The organism is Massilia sp. Root418 (assembly GCF_001425265.1).
Classification (GTDB): domain Bacteria; phylum Pseudomonadota; class Gammaproteobacteria; order Burkholderiales; family Burkholderiaceae_D; genus Rugamonas.
In genome coordinates this window covers 619,842-637,776 of the sequence record NZ_LMEC01000022.1, presented here as the reverse complement: position 1 = coordinate 637,776, position 17,935 = coordinate 619,842, and the positions used below count along the sequence as shown (strand labels likewise).

15 protein-coding genes and 1 riboswitch are annotated in these 17,935 nt (G+C 65.0%); of the genes, 5 read left to right on the top strand and 10 right to left on the bottom strand.

Annotation, left to right across the window (positions count from 1 at the left end; genetic code table 11):
* Positions 1-73: 73 nt before the first annotated feature.
* Positions 74-3,634, bottom strand: a complete 3,561-nt coding sequence (locus ASC94_RS23405) for an indolepyruvate ferredoxin oxidoreductase family protein (RefSeq protein WP_056401373.1) — start codon at positions 3,632-3,634, stop codon at positions 74-76.
* Positions 3,635-3,823: 189 nt separating this feature from the next.
* On the bottom strand, positions 3,824-4,948 hold the full coding sequence (gene hppD / locus ASC94_RS23400) for a 4-hydroxyphenylpyruvate dioxygenase (RefSeq protein WP_056401370.1): 1,125 nt from the start codon (positions 4,946-4,948) through the stop codon (positions 3,824-3,826).
* A gap of 127 nt (positions 4,949-5,075) precedes the next feature.
* Between hppD and ASC94_RS23395 the strand changes: the two genes are divergently transcribed.
* A complete protein-coding gene (locus tag ASC94_RS23395; protein WP_056401368.1) occupies positions 5,076-5,603 on the top strand; it encodes an Lrp/AsnC family transcriptional regulator in 528 nt (175 codons plus the stop codon).
* A gap of 15 nt (positions 5,604-5,618) precedes the next feature.
* Here the strand turns inward: ASC94_RS23395 and ASC94_RS23390 are convergent, their stop codons facing one another.
* The 4 genes from ASC94_RS23390 to ASC94_RS23375 are packed head-to-tail and all read right to left on the bottom strand — an operon-like array spanning position 5,619 to position 10,297.
* Positions 5,619-6,299 carry a GNAT family N-acetyltransferase gene (locus tag ASC94_RS23390; protein ID WP_056401365.1) on the bottom strand — a complete coding sequence of 227 codons (681 nt, stop codon included), beginning with the start codon at positions 6,297-6,299 and terminating at the stop codon, positions 5,619-5,621.
* The gene (locus tag ASC94_RS23385) at positions 6,292-7,551 is read right to left on the bottom strand and encodes a multifunctional CCA addition/repair protein (protein WP_056401362.1); all 1,260 of its coding nucleotides are present in this window, start codon (positions 7,549-7,551) and stop codon (positions 6,292-6,294) included. The genes ASC94_RS23390 and ASC94_RS23385 overlap by 8 nt, the downstream gene beginning before the upstream one ends.
* A gap of 20 nt (positions 7,552-7,571) precedes the next feature.
* Positions 7,572-8,288 carry a glutathione S-transferase family protein gene (locus tag ASC94_RS23380; RefSeq protein WP_056401359.1) on the bottom strand — a complete coding sequence of 239 codons (717 nt, stop codon included), beginning with the start codon at positions 8,286-8,288 and terminating at the stop codon, positions 7,572-7,574.
* A 23-nt stretch (positions 8,289-8,311) separates the two neighbouring features.
* Positions 8,312-10,297: a lytic transglycosylase domain-containing protein gene (locus ASC94_RS23375; RefSeq protein WP_056401356.1), complete on the bottom strand. Its 1,986-nt coding sequence runs from the start codon at positions 10,295-10,297 to the stop codon at positions 8,312-8,314.
* Between the two features lie 38 nt (positions 10,298-10,335).
* Here ASC94_RS23375 and ASC94_RS23370 point away from each other — a divergent pair, with 38 nt between their 5' ends.
* On the top strand, positions 10,336-10,950 hold the full coding sequence (locus ASC94_RS23370; protein ID WP_082616773.1) for a 5-formyltetrahydrofolate cyclo-ligase: 615 nt from the start codon (positions 10,336-10,338) through the stop codon (positions 10,948-10,950).
* A gap of 88 nt (positions 10,951-11,038) precedes the next feature.
* Here the strand turns inward: ASC94_RS23370 and metF are convergent, their stop codons facing one another.
* From metF to metK, 4 genes are all read right to left on the bottom strand, one after another.
* The gene (metF, locus tag ASC94_RS23365) at positions 11,039-11,866 is read right to left on the bottom strand and encodes a methylenetetrahydrofolate reductase [NAD(P)H] (RefSeq protein WP_056401349.1); all 828 of its coding nucleotides are present in this window, start codon (positions 11,864-11,866) and stop codon (positions 11,039-11,041) included.
* A complete protein-coding gene (locus ASC94_RS23360; protein ID WP_056401346.1) occupies positions 11,853-12,209 on the bottom strand; it encodes a phage holin family protein in 357 nt (118 codons plus the stop codon). Before ASC94_RS23360 ends, metF begins: the two co-directional genes overlap by 14 nt.
* 112 nt (positions 12,210-12,321) lie before the next feature.
* A complete protein-coding gene (ahcY, locus tag ASC94_RS23355) occupies positions 12,322-13,737 on the bottom strand; it encodes an adenosylhomocysteinase (RefSeq protein ID WP_056401343.1) in 1,416 nt (471 codons plus the stop codon).
* A gap of 28 nt (positions 13,738-13,765) precedes the next feature.
* Positions 13,766-13,842, bottom strand: a riboswitch (S-adenosyl-L-homocysteine riboswitch).
* Positions 13,843-13,895: 53 nt separating this feature from the next.
* Positions 13,896-15,065, bottom strand: coding sequence for a methionine adenosyltransferase (gene metK, locus ASC94_RS23350; protein ID WP_056401337.1), 1,170 nt, complete (start codon positions 15,063-15,065; stop codon positions 13,896-13,898).
* A 188-nt stretch (positions 15,066-15,253) separates the two neighbouring features.
* Between metK and ASC94_RS23345 the strand changes: the two genes are divergently transcribed.
* Genes ASC94_RS23345 through dapF form a run of 3 tightly spaced genes read left to right on the top strand, consistent with a single transcriptional unit; the run spans position 15,254 to position 17,915 of the window.
* The gene (locus ASC94_RS23345) at positions 15,254-16,132 is read left to right on the top strand and encodes a lysophospholipid acyltransferase family protein (RefSeq protein ID WP_056401334.1); all 879 of its coding nucleotides are present in this window, start codon (positions 15,254-15,256) and stop codon (positions 16,130-16,132) included.
* Positions 16,129-17,031, top strand: coding sequence for a lipid A biosynthesis acyltransferase (locus ASC94_RS23340; protein ID WP_056401331.1), 903 nt, complete (start codon positions 16,129-16,131; stop codon positions 17,029-17,031). The genes ASC94_RS23345 and ASC94_RS23340 overlap by 4 nt, the downstream gene beginning before the upstream one ends.
* Positions 17,032-17,051: 20 nt before the next feature.
* Positions 17,052-17,915 (top strand): diaminopimelate epimerase, encoded by an 864-nt coding sequence (gene dapF / locus ASC94_RS23335; protein ID WP_056401328.1) that lies wholly within the window; start codon positions 17,052-17,054, stop codon positions 17,913-17,915.
* Positions 17,916-17,935: the final 20 nt, after the last annotated feature.

The window sequence follows — 17,935 nt, the reverse complement described above, 5'->3', positions numbered from 1 at the left end:
TGGGGTCAGGGTTAATTATTCGGGAAATATTTCCCGAATAATTAACCCTGACCCCATTTTCGGGGGAGCGACCTCAGGCTGCGTGGTGGGCGGCGGCGGGGGCGTTGTAGGCTGCCAGCAGGCTGGCTTCCTTGGCTTTGGCCGCTTTCAGGTGGCGCTCCTTGACGTGGCCGTAGCCGCGGATGTCTTCCGGGATACTGGCGATGGCCACCGCCTGCGCCAGGTTGTCGGCGCTGAGCTTGCCAAGCAGGCCGGCCACCGTGCTGCGGTAGTCGGCAATCAGGGCGCGCTCCATCTTGCGCTCTTCGGTATAGCCGAAGATGTCCAGCGCGGTGCCGCGCAAGCCCTTCAGCTTGGCCAGCACGCCGAAGGCTTTCATCATCCACGGGCCGAACTGCTGCTTGACCAGGTGCCCTTCGGCGTCGGTCTTGGCCAGCAGCGGCGGCGCCAGGTGGAACTTGAGCTGGTAGTCGCCTTCGAACATATTGGCCACCTTTTCCTTGAAGGCCGGGTCGGTGTACAGGCGCGCTACTTCGTATTCGTCCTTGTAGGCCATCAGCTTGTAGAAGTAGCGCGCCACCGCTTCGGTCAGGCGCAGCTGTTTGTTGCCCAGCTTGCCCTCTTCGGCGCGCACGTGGTCCACGAATTCCTTGTACCTGGCGGCATAGGCGGCGTCCTGGTAGGCGGTCAGCAGTTCCACGCGGCGGTTGATGATGTCGTCCAGCGATTGGGTGCGCTTGAACTCGATCACCTTGGCGGGCGTGGTCATTTTCGTGACCAGGCCGAGGTCGTGCGCGGCGGTGCGGCCCCAGTTGAAGGCGGTCTTGTTGAAGCCGACCGAGACGCCGTTCAGCTCAATTGCCTTGAGCAGCGACGCTTCCGTCAGCGGCACTTGCCCCTTCTGGAAGGCGTAGCCCAGCATGAACATATTGGTGGCGATGGAGTCGCCCATCAGCGCGGTGGCGATCTGCCCGGCGTCGACGAACTCCACGCGGTCCGCACCGCAGGCGCGCATGATTTCGCTCTGCGAACTGGCGCCCGGGAATTGCCAGTCGGGGTTCTTCACGAAGGCCGCCGTGGTGGCGCCGGTGGAGTTGACCGCGGCCCAGGTGCGGCCTTCGCCCATGCGCGACAGCGCATCGCGGCTGGCGGTGACGATCTGGTCGCAGCCGATCACGAGATTGGCCGCGCCGGTGCCCACGCGGGTGGAGTGCAGGTCGGACTGCCTGTCCGCCAGGCGCACGTGCGACATGACCGGGCCGCCCTTCTGCGCCAGGCCGCTCATGTCCAGCACCACGGCGCCCTTGCCTTCCACGTGCGCGGCCATGGCCAGGATCTGGCCCACGGTGACCACCCCGGTGCCGCCGATGCCGGTGATCAGGATGCCGTACGGCTCGGCGGTAGACTGCAGCGCGGGCGACGGCAGCGGCGGCATGGCCATGTCGCCGGCTGCGGCCTTCTTCGGCTTCTTCAGCGCGCCGCCTTCCACTGTCACGAAGGACGGGCAGAAGCCGGTGGTGCAGGAGAAGTCCTTGTTGCAGGAGGACTGGTTGATCTGGCGCTTGCGGCCCAGTTCCGTTTCCAGCGGCTCCACCGACAGGCAGTTCGACTGCACCGAGCAGTCGCCGCAGCCTTCGCACACGGCTTCGTTGATCACGGCGCGCTTGGCCGGATCAGGATATTCGTTGCGCTTGCGGCGGCGGCGCTTCTCGGAGGCGCAGGTCTGGTCGTAAATCATGGCCGAGACGCCGGGCATGTCGCGCAGTTCGCGCTGCACGTCCATCAGCTCGGAGCGGTGGCGCACGGTGACGCCCTCGGCCCACTTGTAATCGTCCGGGTATTTGTCCGGTTCGTCGGTGACGACGATAATCGGCGTCACGCCTTCGGCCGCGATCTGGCGCGAAATCATGCCGGGATCGAGCGGACCGTCGAAGGCCTGGCCGCCGGTCATGGCGACGGCGTCGTTGAACAGGATCTTGTAGGTGATGTTCACCTTGGCCGCCACCGCCGCGCGGATCGCCAGGATGCCGGAGTGGAAGTAGGTGCCGTCGCCCAGGTTGGTGAACACGTGCTTCTCGTTGGTGAACGGCGCCTGGCCGACCCAGGTCACGCCTTCCGCGCCCATGTGGGTGAAGGTGGACGTTTCGCGGTCCATCCACAGCACCATGTAGTGGCAGCCGATGCCGGCCAGCGCGCGCGAGCCTTCCGGCACCTTGGTAGAGGAATTGTGCGGGCAGCCGGAGCAGAAGAACGGCGTGCGGTCGGTTTCCGGGTTGGCTTTCAGCGGCAGGTTTTTCAGCGCCAGCTCTTTCGCTTCCAGGAAGGCGATGCGCTCCTGCACGCGCCTGGCGACGGGATGGCCGGCGCAGTAGTGCGCGAGGCGCGAGGCGATGGCGCGCGCGATCTGCGCCGGGTTCAGCTCGTACGTGGCCGGCAGCAGCCAGTCGCCGTGGCCGGTCTTGCCCTTGTTGCTCCACTCGCCGGTGTCGTCGAACTTGCCGACCACGCGCGGACGCTGGCCGTCCGGCAGGTTGTACAGCTCTTCCTTGAGCGCGTATTCCAGGATCTGGCGCTTCTCTTCCACCACCAGGATCTCGTCCAGGCCCTTGGCGAATTCGTGCACGCCGTCCGCTTCCAGCGGCCAGGTCATGCCGATCTTGTACAGGCGGATGCCGATGTCGGCGGCGGCCTGCTCGTCGATGCCCAGGTCGGCCAGCGCCTGGCGCGTGTCGAGGTAGGACTTGCCGGCGGTGATGATGCCGATCTTGGGCTTGGGCGAATCCCAGATGATCTTGTTCAGCTTGTTGGCACGGCAGTAAGCCAGCGCGGCGTACCACTTGTAGCTGTTCATGCGCACTTCCATGTCCAGCACGGTGTCCGGCCAGCGGATGTTCAGGCCGCCGGCCGGCAGCTCGAAGTCGGTCGGCAGCTGGATCTGCACCCGGTCCGGGTCGAAGTCGACCACGGCGCCCGATTCGATGATGTCGGTCACGCATTTCATGGACACCCATAGACCCGTGTAGCGGCTCATGGCCCAGGCGTGCAGGCCGTAGTCGATGTATTCCTGCACCGAGGACGGGTAGAGCACCGGGATGCCGCAGGCGTTCAGGATGTGGTCGGACTGGTGCGCGGTGGAGGAGGATTTGGCGGCGTGGTCGTCGCCGGCCAGCACCAGCACGCCGCCGTGCTTGGCGGAGCCGGCGTTGTTGGCGTGCTTGAAGACGTCGCCGCAGCGGTCCACGCCGGGGCCCTTGCCGTACCACATGGAGAACACGCCGTCGTACTTGGCGTCCTCGAACAGGTTGGTCTGCTGGGTGCCCCAGACGGCGGTAGCCGCCAGGTCTTCGTTCATGCCGGGGTGGAACTTGACGTGGTGTTCGTCCAGGTATTTCTTGGCCTTCATGGCCGTCATGTCGACGCTGGTGACCGGCGAGCCGCGGTAGCCGGTGATGTAGCCGGCCGTGTTCAGGCCCGCTTTCAGGTCGCGCTCGCGCTGCATCATGGGCAGGCGGATCAGCGCCTGGGTGCCGGTCATGAAGGCGCGGCCGCGCTCCAGGGTCCATTTGTCGTCCAGCGAAATGTCTTGCGCTGGCTTACCGGATTCCAGATGGGAATCTTTGACTGGTGCGTTCATGTGTTGTCTCCACTATTTCTCGGGTCCGGTGCGCCGTTCTGTGCGGCGCTGGCGGAGCTGTGGCGGGTTACGCGGCTTTGCCGCTAACCCGCCCTACGAATGTACGAATGTACGAATGTACGCTTGCGCAGGTGTTGCGTGGTGCGTGGTGTGTAGGGCGGGTTAGCGCACCGCGCGTAACCCGCCGAATCATACCGCCGCCTTGTCGTCTTTCAGCACGCCGCGCTTGATCTGGTCCAGCTCGATGGACTCGAACAGCGCGCGGAAGTTGCCTTCGCCGAAGCCCTGGTCGCCCTTGCGCTGGATGATCTCGAAGAAGATCGGGCCGATTACATTCTGCGTGAAAATCTGCAGCAGCAGCTCGCGCTCGTTTTCGGTGCTGTGGCCGTCGATCAGGATGCGCAGCCGGCGCAGCTCTTCCAGGTTCTCGCCGTGGTGCGGCAGGCGGCGGTTGACCAGCTCGTAATAGGTCTCGATGGTGTCCTGGAACACGATGCCGGTGTCGCGCATGGCCTGGATCGACTGGTAGATATCGTCCGTGCCCAGCGCGATGTGCTGGATACCTTCGCCATGGTAGGCGTCCAGGTATTCGGCGATCTGCGATTTGTCGTCCGACGATTCGTTGATCGGGATGCGGATCTTGCCGCACGGCGAAGTCATGGCTTTCGACTTCAGGCCGGTGAGCTTGCCTTCAATGTCGAAGTAGCGGATTTCGCGGAAGTTGAACAGGTTCTCGTAGAACGACGCCCATTCCTTCATGCGGCCGCGGTGCACATTGTGGGTGAGGTGGTCGATATAGGTCAGGCCATTGCCGACCGGGTTGGCCACCGCGCCGGGAATGGCGACGAAGTCCACATCGTAGATGCTGATGTCGCCGATGGCGCCCGCAGGCACGCCGCTGGCGGCATTCTTGCCGCGCCAGCGGTCCACGAAGTACAGCAGCGAATCGCCCACGCCCTTGATGGCGGGGATGTTCAGCTCCATCGGGCCGGTCTTGTTGTCGAAGCCCCAGGCGCCCAGTTCCAGCGCGCGCTGGTAGGCGTAGGCGGCATCGTCAACCCGGATCGCGATGGCGCACACGGACGGGCCGTGCTGGCGCGCGAAGCGCTGCGCGAACGAGTCCTGCTCGGCGTTGATGATGAAGTTGATCTCGCCCTGGCGGTACAGGGTGACATCCTTGTGGCGGTGGCGGGCGATGGCGGTAAAACCCATGCTCTCGAACAGCGCGCCCAGGGCCTTGGGGTCCGGCGCGGCGTATTCGACAAACTCAAAACCATCGGTACCCATGGGGTTGTCCCAGGACTCGAATTTCATGCGTGTCTCCTGTGCTTATTTTCCGCCCAGTATAGTCCTCAGGAGGCAGCATTAAATTGCGAACAATTCCCGGGCACCCGGGATTTGCGCAATAATATTGCTTGTAACCTGACCAAAAGAGGGATTTATGACCAAGATTGCGCTCGATAAAACCGACCGTAAGATTCTGTCAATTTTGCAAAACGACGGCCGCCTGTCCAACCAGGACGTGGCGGAACAGGTCAGCCTGTCGCCATCGCCCTGCCTGCGCCGCATCAAGCGCCTGGAAGAGGAAGGCGTGATCCGCCAGTACGTGGCGCTGCTGGACCCGGACAAGATCGGCCTGGGCCTGCTGGCCTACGTGAACGTGCGGCTGGAAAAGCACAGCGACGCGGCTGCCGCCAACCATAGCACCGCGCGCGCGCTGGGCGTGAACCCCAGCGGCACCTCGCCGCGCGCCGACTTCGCGGTGGCTGTGGAACAGTGGCCGGAAGTGGTGGCCTGCTACGCCATGACGGGGGAAATGGACTACCTGCTGCGCGTGCACGTGGAAGACATGGACCACTTCTCGCGCTTCATGATGGCGACCCTGCTGCGCCACCCGGCCGTGCTGGACGTGAAATCCAGCTTCGCCCTGCAGCGCGTGAAGGACACCACCGCGCTGCCGCTGGTGTAAGCGCCGCTGTCGGGTCTATTTTTCCTGTTTTTTGCGGCCCGGCAGCTTGTCGAGCCATTTCACGGCGGCGCGGGTGTTGGCCTTGATGGCGTAGTCCAGCGTGGCCACCTGCTCCTCCACGGCCTCCTGCAGCATGCTGGCCGGGTTGGCCACCTCCAGCTTGAGGTAGGCGTCCGCTTCGCCGTAGTCGCGGTGGATCTGCATGCCGGCCTTTTTGGCGATATGCATCATGGTCTGGTTGGACGACAGGCAGTGCATGTACAGCGTGTCGACGTCGCTGTTGCGGCAGTGGATGGSGGCGCGCTCGAACAGCTTGGAGCCGATGCCCAGCCCGCGCGCCGACTTCGACACCGACACGCCGAATTCCGCCACCTGCTCCTTCTCGGTGGCCGACTGCTTGGCTTCCTTGGGCGCGAACGCCAGGTGGCCCACGGCCACCAGCTTGAACACCCGGTTGTAGACCCCGAACACCATGTCGCGCGAAAAATCGATGGCCTGCACGTATTTGGTCACCTGCTCGTCGCCCAGGTAGGAACCGAAGCGCAGCAGGCGGTCGGGCTTTTCCAGTGCCAGGAAGTGCTTCAGCATGCGCCGCCGGTCGCGCTCGGCCAGCTCCTTGACCATCACGGTCGGGCGGTACTTGCTGCCCTTCAGCCAGCGCCGCAGCGGATTGCGGAACATGTTCAGCCTAGTCATCCTCGACCTCCGTGGTGCCGTCGGCGACGCCCAGCGCGGCGCGCACGGCGCCGACGCGGGCGCGGTGCACCATCTCCGGTATGCGCTGCGGATGGTCGGCGGTGCGCTGGGCGATTTCGCCGGCGTTGACGCCGCGCGCGGCGGCCAGCGCTTTTTCCAGGTGGGCCAGCTGCGGGAAAGGCTTGTCGCGGAAGCTCACGCCGTTGCCTTCGCGGCCGCAGGAATCGCATTCGGTGGCCAGCAGCATCTGCGTGAAGCGGGCCGGCTTGCGGAAGGCGTCGCAGCGCTCCAGCAGTTTCACGATGGTGTTCGGGCGCAGCTGCAGCGCGCGGCCCACGTTGCCGTGTTCGCGCGCCGTCATCACGGCCAGGTCGCGGCATTCGCTGGGCACTTTCAGGCGCTTGCACAGCTGCTCCACCAGCCTGGCGCCGTCGCCTTCATGGCCGTGGTGGGAAGGCCATTTGTCCGGCGGCGTGATGCCCTTGCCCAGGTCGTGCATCAGGCTGGCGAAGCGCACCGGCAGCTCGTGGCCGCGCGCAGCGGCGTAGTCCACCACCAGCTGCATGTGGACGCCGGTGTCGATTTCGGGATGGTGCGCCTCCGGCTGCGGCACACCCCACAGCGCGTCCAGTTCCGGCATGATGCGCGCCAGCGCGCCGCAGCCGCGCAGCACCTGCAGCATGCGCGACGGCGCCTGTTCCATCAGCCCGCGCGACACCTCCTGCCACACGCGCTCGGCCACCAGGGCGTCCACTTCGCCCTGCTCCACCATCTGGCGCATCAGCGCATTGGTTTCCGGCGCCACCGTGAAGTCCGGGTAGCGCGCGGCGAAGCGGGCCACGCGCAGGATGCGCACCGGGTCTTCGGCAAAGGCGTCGGAGACGTGGCGGAAGATGCGCTGTTCGATGTCGCGCCGGCCGTTGAAGGGGTCGGTCAGCGTGCCGTCTTCGGCCTTGGCGATGGCGTTGATGGTGAGGTCGCGCCGCACCAGGTCTTCCTCCAGGGTCACCTCGGGCGAGGTGTGGAACACGAAGCCCTTGTAGCCGGGCGCGGTCTTGCGCTCGGTGCGGGCCAGCGCGTACTCCTCTTGCGTCTTCGGATGCAGGAACACCGGGAAGTCCTTGCCCACCGCCCGGAAGCCCTGCGCCGCCATGTCTTCCGGCGTGGCGCCGACCACCACGTGGTCGTGGTCCTGCACGGGCAGCCCAAGCAGCTCATCGCGCACGGCGCCGCCGACGACGTAGATGCGCATCGCGATCCCCTTTGTCACCGTTAGTCCGGCATTTCCGCGTCGTGCAGCGGGCAGGTTTCGGTCTCGGCCAGCGCTTCGCTGATCCAGCGCGCCACGGCGGGATGGGCGCGCACGCGTTCGCAGTAGGCGTTCAGCGCGGGCGGCAGCACTACGCCGTAGGTCTTGAAACGCATCACCACCGGCGCGTAGTAGGCGTCGGCGATGGTGAAGTCGCCGAACAGGAATTCATGGTGGCCAAAGCGGCTCAGGCACTCTTCCCAGATTTCGCTGATGCGGCCGATGTCGGCCTGGGTGCCGGGCGTGCGGCCCTTGCCGGGATAGCTGCCCTTGACGTTCATCGACATCGAGTTGCGCAGGCTGGCGAAGCCGGAATGCATCTCGGCGCAGACCGAACGCGCCATGGCGCGCGCGGCCACGTCCTGCGGCCACATATGCTTTTCGGGGAACTGCTCGGCCAGGTATTCGCAGATGGCCAGGCTGTCCCAGATCGTCATCTCGCCCGCCAGCAGCACCGGCACCCGGCCGCAAGCCGAGTATTCAGCGATCTTGGTGGCGGTATCGTTCTGGTCCAGCAGCACGCGCACTTCCTGGAACGGGATATTGAACGCGGTCATCGCCACCCAGGGGCGCATCGACCACGAGGAATAGTTCTTGTTGCCGATGACCAGGGTCAGGCCGGGCTCGCGGGCGGCGGCCAGGGTTTGCGTCAATGTAGGATCCAGTACTGTGTTTTGCATGTGTGTTCCCGAGGTTTGAATGGTTATTTGCCGCCGAAGCTGGCTTCGTTGCGTTCCTGCTCCGTGTAGCCTTTCGGCCCGACCGTGCCCAGGCGCGCCTTCAGCGATTGCGGACGGCCCTCGAACAGGGCGGCGTAATAGGTGGCGTTGGACATCACGTTTTTCACGTAGACGCGGGTTTCGAAATAAGGAATCGATTCGATGAAGACCGCGCTTTCCATCGGTTTGTCCAGCGTGGCGCGCCAGGAACGCAGGCGGCCCGGCCCGGCGTTGTAGGCGGCCGTGGCCAGCACCTGCGAGCCGTCCATATTCCCCAGCACCATATTCATGTAGTTCGTGCCCAGCATGATGTTGGTCTTGACGTCGGTGATGGCGTCCTGCACGAAGTCGGTGACGCCGATCTTCTTGGCCACCCAGCGCGCGGTGGACGGCATGACCTGCATCAGGCCGGAGGCGCCGGCGTGCGACTGCGCGTCCATGATGAAGCGCGACTCCTGGCGGATGATGCCGTACACCCAGGCCTTGTCCAGCCCCAGCGTCTGCGTGGCCGGATGCATGATGTCGTCGTGCGGCGAGGGGTAGCGCTGGGTGTAGTCGACCTGCACGCGGGTGCGGTCCGAGGTGTTGACCATGCGGTCCAGGATATGGTTCTGGCGCGCGAATTCGGCGGCGGCCAGGTGGCCGCGCTCGTCCAGGCTGCGCAGCTCCCAGTTCCATTCGCGCGTGCCCTCGAAGCGCAGCCGCATGCCGAAGAATTTCAGCGCGCGCTGGAAGCCGGGACGCTCGGCGATAGCGGCCACTTCGGCCGGCGCCAGCGGCGCGCCGGGCGGCGGGATGGAGATCAGCCGGCCCAGCTCTTCCTGCGCCAGCAGGCCGTAGAAGCTGGCCTGGTCCGAGATGGAGCGCAGCAGCTGGGCCGCTTCCGGCGTGGCATGCGCGGGCTGCCCGGGCACGGCCGATTCGGCCATCAGCGCGCGGGCGCGCCAGTAGATCCAGGCCGGGTCGCTGCGCAGCGCTTCGGGCATGGCGGCGATGTTCTTTTTCACCTGCTTCCAGTCGCCGTCGCGCAGCGCAATGCGGGTCTTCCACTGGTGCTGGTCGATCGACAGCGGCGCACCCTCGGACTTGCGCCAGTAGGCGCTGGTTTCCGGCGCCAGCGTGTAGGACGACTGCAGCGCAATGGCGGCCCAGCCGATGGCCTGCTCCTGCGCGCTCAGCCTGGGCGCGGCCTTCTCCAGCGCCAGCACGGCCAGCTTCATGCTGGTCTTGGCGGCGCGGCCCACCGCCACCAGGAAGGTCTCGTGTTCCACGCGGCCCGTGCCCGGTCCCTTGGCGATGGCCACCAGCGGCAGGTCCACCGCCTGCGTGATTTTCTTGTCCACGCCGCCCAGCAGCATGATGGCGCGGCGCGCCTGGCCGGTGGCGTTGAATTCGCCCGACAGGCGCACCTGGGCCCACACGTCCTCGTCGCTAAACTGGCCGGCCTGGTACAGGGTGGCGATCAGGCCCGCGCATGCTTCGCCGTAACCGTTGGGCGCAGTCAGCAGGGCACGCGCGTCGTCGGCCACCTTCAGGCCCTTGAGCGCTTTCGACTGCAGCGCGTAGCACTTGACCTGGGTGTCGTCGTTGAGCACGAACAGCGGCAGCTGGTCGTCGAAATTGGGCCAGTCCTTCTTGCGGCCCAGCTCCAGCAGCCAGTCGTTGCGCAGGCGGTCGGCGATGGCGCTGCCCTCGTAGCGCTTGAGGAATTCGCGGATCTCGTACGTGGTGGCGTCACGCCAGTGCGATTTCAGCCGATAATAATCGACATAGGAAGGAATGGAATAGTTGGGCAGGCGGGCGGCGTAGAACTCGGCCTTTTGCGTCTCGTCCTTGCGCACCGCTTCGCGCAGCAGCAGGAAGGCATCGTCCTCTTTGCGGTTGTCCGCGCCAGCGTCTTGGGCATGCACCAGGCTGACAAAGGCGCATCCTGCAATGACGCCGGCAATCCATTTCAACGGGGAAATCAATGTACGACTCTCACTAAAATTCACGACAGACCCAAGACATGAGCGGCGACCCTAGAATACCACGCAACCCAGCCCAGCCCCTAGCTCCGCCAGAGGGCGGCAACCCGAAAACGGCGCTGCGCAAGCAGATGCTGGCCACGCGCCGCGCGCTCGGCGCGGACACGCGTGCGCAGTGGGACCGGGCGCTATGTGATCAGGTGCTGGCGTGGCAGCAAAAAAACAAGGTGGACGTGCTGGGCGTGTACTGGCCGCTGCGCGACGAGCCGGACCTGCACCCGGCTTACGCGGAACTGGCGCGGCGCGGCGTGCGGCTGCTGTTGCCGGTGGTGGTGCGGAAGGATGCGGCGCTGGAATTCGCGCACTGGCAGATCGGCGAGGCGATGGTGAAGGATGCGATGGGGGTGGCGGTGCCGGCCGACTTGCGCATGGCGCCGTATCCGCCGGCGCTGCTGGTGCCCTGCCTGGGCTATAACCGGCATGGCTACCGGCTGGGCTATGGCGGCGGATTTTATGACCGCACCCTGGCCCGGGAACCGCGCCCGGCCACGGTGGGGATTGCCTACTCGTGCCTGCAGGCGGACTTTCCGGATGATAGCCACGACATCGCGCTGGATGCGGTGTTGACGGAGCTGGCGGGTTACGGCTCCGCCTAACCCGCCCTACGCGCCACCGGGTCGCCGGCATCACCGGCGCTGCTGGCGCATCGTAGGGCGGGTTAGCGCAGCGTAACCCGCCAAGGCCTCAAACCAGCCGCTGCCACAGCGCCGTGGTGGCGGCGGCCTGGTTCATGCTATAGAAGTGCAGGCCGGGCGCGCCGCCCGCCAGCAGGCGTTCGCACAGGCTGCCCACCACGTCCAGCCCGAAGGCTTTGATGGAGGCGCTGTCGTCGCCGAAGCTGGCCAGCTTCAGGCGCACCCAGCGCGGGATCTCGGCGCCGCACATGTCGGAAAAACGCATCAGCTGGGTGTAGTTCGTGATCGGCATGATGCCGGCCACGATGGGCACCTGGATGCCCAGCTTCTGGGTCTGCTCGACAAAATTGAAATACGCGTCGGCGTTGTAGAAGTACTGGGTGATGGCGGCATTGGCGCCCGCCTTGACCTTGCGCTCGAAGGCCAGCAGGTCATCCTGCGGCGATTTCGCTTGCGGGTGCACTTCCGGGTAGGCTGCCACTTCGATGTGGAACCAGTCGCCGGTTTCGGCGCGGATGAATTCCACCAGCTCATTGGCGTAGCGGAATTCGCCCGAGGCGCCGTAGCCGCTCGGCAGGTCGCCGCGCAGCGCCACGATGCGCTTGATGCCGTGCGACTTGTATTCGTTCAGGATGGCGCGGATCGATGCGCGCGTGCCGCCCACGCAGGACAGGTGGGGCGCGGCGTCCTCGCCGGCGGCGAGGATCTCGCGCACCGTGTCGAGCGTGCCGGTCTGGGTGGTGCCGCCGGCACCGAACGTGACGGAGAAATACTTGGGATGCAGCTCGGACAGCTTGGCGCGCACGGCGCGCAGCTTTTCCGCTCCTTCCGCCGTCTTGGGCGGAAAGAATTCGATACTGAAATTATGGGTTTCCATCGGCATTCTTCAGAAGTAAGGTGGACAGAGCCCAGGAAATCACACTGTACAGAATGGCGCCCCCCATGGCAGCCCAGAAGCTGTCGACATGGAAGCCGTCGACCCAGTGCGCCACCATCCAGAACATGAAGCCGTTGATGACCAGGATGAACAGGCCCAGCGACAGCACGGTCACCGGCAGGGTGAGCAGCAGCAGTATCGGACGTATCAGTGTGTTGACCAGACCCAGCACTAAGGCTGCGATCAGGGCGGCGCCTATGCTTGTGACATCGACGGAATGCATCAGGTAGGGCACGGCGAACAGCGCCGCGGCATTGATTAACCAGGTAAGGACCAAACGCATAAATATGCCTCGCAACGGAGCTGGCGGGTGACGGCCTGCGGCCTGACCCGCCCTGCGGTGTATCGTTGTTGCCGCGTAGGGCGGGTTAGCGTAGCGTAACCCGCCGAACCGCTTAGTAACGGTAGTGCTCAGGCTTGTAAGGGCCTTCTTTTTTCACATTGATGTAAGCGGCCTGCTCTTCGGTCAGCTCGGTCAGCTGCGCGTTCAGCTTGCGCAGCTGCAAACGGGCGACCTTCTCGTCCAGGTGCTTCGGCAGCACGTACACGCCGACCGGGTAGTCCTTGGTGTTCACGAACAGTTCGATCTGGGCGATGGTCTGGTTGGCGAACGAGGACGACATCACGTACGACGGGTGGCCCGTACCGCAGCCCAGGTTCACCAGGCGGCCTTCGGCCAGCAGGATGATGCGCTTGCCGTCCGGGAAGATCACGTGGTCCACTTGCGGCTTGATGTTTTCCCACTGGTACTTCTTCAGCGCGGCAACGTCGATCTCGTTGTCGAAGTGGCCGATGTTGCAGACGATGGCCTGGTCCTTCATGGCCAGCATGTGCTGTTCGGTCAGGATGTGGTAGTTGCCGGTGCAGGTGACGAAGATGTCGCCGTGTTCGGCAGCGTAATCCATGGTCACCACGCGGTAGCCTTCCATCGCGGCCTGCAGCGCGCAGATCGGGTCGATCTCGGTCACCCACACTTGCGCCGACAGGGCGCGCATGGCTTGCGCCGAGCCCTTGCCTACATCGCCATAGCCGGCGATGACGGCGATCTTGCCGGCGATCATGACGTCGGTGGCGCGCTTGATGCCGTCCACCAGCGATTCGCGGCAGCCGTACAGGTTGTCGAACTTGGACTTGGTGACGGAGTCGTTCACGTTGATCGCAGGGAAGGCCAGCTTGCCTTCCTTGTGCATCTGGTACAGGCGGTGCACGCCGGTGGTGGTTTCCTCGGTCACGCCCAGGATGGCCGGCAGGCGCTTGGAGTACCAGGTGGCGTCTTTCGCCAGGTGGGCCTTGATCGAGTTGAACAGGCAGATTTCTTCTTCCGAACCCGGGTTGGCCAGCACCGAGATGTCGGTTTCGGCGCGGGTGCCCAGGTGCAGCAGCAGGGTGGCGTCGCCGCCGTCGTCCAGGATCATGTTGGAGTACACGCCTTCGCCCGGCCACTCGAAGATGCGGTGGGTGTATTCCCAGTATTCGTCCAGGTTCTCGCCCTTGACGGCGAACACCGGGGTGCCGGCGGCGGCGATGGCGGCGGCGGCGTGGTCCTGGGTGGAGTAGATGTTGCAGGAGGCCCAGCGCACTTGCGCGCCCAGCGCTTCCAGCGTGCGGATCAGCACGGCGGTCTGGATGGTCATGTGCAGCGAACCGGTGATGCGTGCGCCCTTCAATGGCTGCGCGGCCGCGAATTCTTCGCGGATGGCCATCAAGCCGGGCATTTCGGTTTCAGCGATCTTGATTTCTTTTTCGCCCCATGCGGCCAGGCCGATGTCAGCGATGATGTAGTCTTGTGCGGATTTGAGTACGGCGTTCATCACGCCCTCCTTTCAATGGTTGAAAAAAGTAACGTGAGCGCGGTGTTGAATTCCGAGCCTGGCCTGCCTGGTGTTGTCTGGCGGGTCGCAGCGCTCCTCGGAAGAGGGATTCTAGCAGAAAAAACCGCCGCGTCGATAGACACGGCGGCGATACAACATTAGTTCAGGCCGGCAGCGGCGCGCAGGGCGGCAACCTTGTCGGTGCGCTCCCAGCTGAATTCCGGCTCTTCGCGGCCGAAGTGGCCGTAGGCCGCGGTCTTCTGGTAGATCGGGCGCAGCAGGTCCAGCATCTGCACGATGCCTTTCGGGCGCAGGTCGAAGTGCTCCAGCACCAGCTTGGCGATGGCGTCGTCCGAAATCACGCCGGTGCCTTCGGTGTAGACCGTGATGTTGATCGGGCGCGCGATGCCGATCGCGTACGACACCTGCACCTGGCACTGGCGCGCCAGGCCGGCGGCCACGATGTTCTTGGCCACGTAGCGCGCGGCGTAGGCGGCGGAACGGTCAACCTTGGACGGATCCTTGCCGGAGAAGGCGCCGCCGCCGTGCGGGGCTGCGCCGCCGTAGGTGTCGACGATGATCTTGCGGCCGGTCAGGCCGCAGTCGCCCTGCGGGCCGCCGATGACGAAACGGCCGGTCGGGTTGACCAGGAATTTGGTGTCCTTCAGCCAGGCCGACGGCAGCACCGGCTTGATGATCTCTTCGATCACCGCTTCTTCGATCTGCTTGTGGCTCACTTCCGGCGCGTGCTGGGTCGACAGCACCACGGTGTCCACCGACACCGGACGGCCGTCGACGTAGCGCAGCGTGACTTGCGATTTGGCGTCCGGACGCAGCCATGGCAGGCGGCCATCCTTGCGCAGCTGCGACTGGCGCTCGACCAGGCGGTGCGAGTAATAGATCGCGGCCGGCATCAGTTCCGGGGTTTCGTCGCAGGCGTAGCCGAACATCAGGCCCTGGTCGCCGGCGCCCTGGTCCAGGTCCAGGCCCGCGCCTTCGTCCACGCCCTGGGCGATGTCCGGCGACTGCTTGTCGTAGCACACCATCACGGCGCAACCGCGGTAGTCGATGCCGTAGTCGGTGTTGTCGTAGCCGATGCGCTTGATGGTTTCGCGCGCCACTTGAATATAATCGACATTGGCGTGCGTGGTGATCTCGCCTGCCAGCACCACCAGGCCGGTATTGCACAGGGTTTCAGCGGCAACGCGCGCTTTCGGGTCTTGCGCCAGGATGGCGTCGAGAATGGCGTCGGAGATCTGGTCGGCAACCTTGTCGGGGTGGCCTTCGGAGACGGATTCAGAGGTGAAGAGGTAGTCGTTGGAAGACATCGCAAGCTCCTGATACTGGTTTTGATAAACATGTCGCAACAACCAATACGGCTTGCGACGCTTTAGCGATATTTATATTCCGCTTCGCAAGTTGTCTGTTAACTCAGCGGATACTGCATACGTGGTATTTTACGCTTCTTTTAAAAACTTTTGGCAAGGCAAAATTTTTTGCCCCGCTCGAAACATTCATGCTTGTCACCATATTCCGCTTCCTTTCCGTCTTTCCCTTGCCAGTGTTGCACGCCCTGGGCGCCGCGCTCGGCTGGCTGGTTTATTTGCTGTCGCCGTCGCACCGCCGCCGCATGCGCGAGAATATGCGCCAGGCCGGCGTTGAGCGCCATCTGGGCGCGGCCATCGCCGAGTCTGGTAAGAGCATACTGGAATTGCCGTTCATCTGGTGCGCGCAACCGGAACGTGTGTCGCGCCACGCCAGCACCGAGAACTGGGAGCTGGTGCAAAAAAATCTGGACGCCGGCCGCGGGATTGTGTTCCTGACGCCACACCTTGGCTGCTTTGAAATTGTCGCTCAGGAAATTGCGCTGCGCACCGAGCTGATGGTGATGTACCGGCCGCCGAAAAAAGCCGCGCTCAAGCCGCTGATCGAGGGCGCGCGCGCGCGCAAGAATCTGCTGCTGGCGCCGGCCAATATGTCCGGCGTGCGCATGCTGGCCAAGACGCTCAAGAAGGGCATGCCGATCGGCCTGCTGCCCGACCAGGTGCCGCAGGAAGGCGAAGGCGTGTTCGCCGACTTCTTCGGCCGCAGCGCCTACACCATGACCTTGCCGGCCAAGCTGGCGCAGATGGGCAACGCGGCAGTCATCGTCACCTACGCCGAGCGCCTGCCGTTCGGGCGCGGCTACGTGATCCGCTTCGTGCCATTCGAGGGCACGCTGGACGGCAGCGCGGCCGAGCAGGCGCGCGCCATCAACGCCGCCATGGAACAGCTGATCGCGCGCGCGCCGTCGCAATATTATTGGAGCTACAACCGCTACAAGGTGCCGGCCGGCGCGGCCGCTGCGGGCGCTGCAAGCGATGGCGCTGCCGCCGACCAGCCGGAGGCGAAATGAGGCTGCTGCTGGGATTCATGTGGCTGCTGCACTGGCTGCCCCTGCCGGTGCTGGGCCGCTTCGGCACGGCGGTCGGCTCGCTGCTGTTCCTCATCATGAAGCCGCGGCGCGACATCACGCTGGTGAACCTGCGCCTGTGCCTGCCCGAGCTGTCCGAGGCCGAGCGCACCGCGCTGGCGCGGCGCCACTTCCAGGCGTATTCGCGCAGCGTGTTCGAGCGCTCCATCCTGTGGTGGGCGTCGGAAGCGCGCCTGCAGCGCCTGATCAAGGTGGTGTCCTTCGACGGCGCGCACCCGGAATCGGCCGGCATCCCGGTGGCGGCCATGACGCAGCAGCCGACCATCCTGCTGTGCCCGCACTTCGTGTGCCTGGACGTGGCCGGCGCGGCTATCGCCATGCAAGCGTCAGCCTCGTCCATGTACGTGCAGCAGAAGAACGCCGTGTTCGACAAGGTGCTGCGCGACGGCCGCGCGCGCTTCAAGCCGGTGCGCCTGTTCACGCGCCTGGACGGCATCAAACCCATCCTGCGCGCGCTGAAGGAAAAGCTGCCCTACTTCATGCTGCCGGACATGGATTTCGGCGAGAAGGACGCGGAATTCGTGCCCTTCTTCGGCGTGCCGGCAGCCACGCTGTCGGCCACGGCGCGCATTGCGGCGGCCACTGGCGCGCAGGTGATGCCGGTGATCTGCACCTTCCTGCCCGATTACCAGGGCTGGCAGGTAAAATTCTATGCACCGTGGGACAATTATCCAGGTCCGGACATGGTGGAAGCGACGCGCCGCATGAACGCCTTCATCGAGGCGCGCGTGCGCGAGGCCCCGGCCGAATATTTCTGGACGCATAAGCGCTTCAAGACGCGTCCCAACGGCGAGCCTTCCTTCTACGGCAAGGCCCGCTAAGACTACGACACCAACTCATTATGAAACTGAAATTCACCAAGATGCACGGCGCCGGCAACGACTTCGTGGTAATCGACGCCATCGGCCAGCAGATCGACTTCACCTCCGCGCAGTGGAAGCAGCTGGGCGACCGCCGCTTCGGCGTGGGCGCGGACCAGATGCTGGTGGTGGAAAAGCCGACCCGGCCGGGCTGCGATTTCCGCTACCGCATCTTCAACAGCGATGGCGGCGAGGTCGAGCAATGCGGCAACGGCGCCCGCGCCTTCGCCAAGTTCGTCTCGCAGAAGGGCTTGACGGACAAGCGCAGCATCGCCGTGGAAACCATGGCCGGCATCATCGCGCCGCGCCTGGAAGACGACGGCAGCGTGACGGTGGACATGGGCGCGCCGGTGCTAGAGCCAGCCCAGGTGCCGTTCGACGCCGAGGGCCTGGACGGGGTGGCCGAGGGCCGCGACGTCCTGTGGCCGCTGGTGCTGGAACTGGGCGGCGACAAGGAAACCGTGCTGGTGTCGGTGGTGTCGATGGGTAATCCGCACGCGGTGCAGCTGGTGGCTGACGTGGATACGGCACCGGTCGAGCTGACCGGCCCGCTGATCGAACACCATCCGCGCTTCCCGCGCCGGGTGAACGCCGGCTTCATGCAGCTGATGAACCGGCAGCACATCCGCCTGCGCGTGTTCGAGCGCGGCGTGGGCGAAACCCTGGCCTGCGGCACCGGCACCTGCGCCGCCGTGGTGGCCGGCATCCGCCGCGGCCTGCTTGATTCGCCGGTGAAGGTGGACGCGCGCGGCGGCCAGCTGTCGATCGCCTGGGCAGGAGAAGGCCAGCCGGTCTACCTGACCGGCCCGGCGGTGACCGTGTTCGAGGGCGAGATCGAGATCTGAGCCGAGGGGGAAGCCCGGTC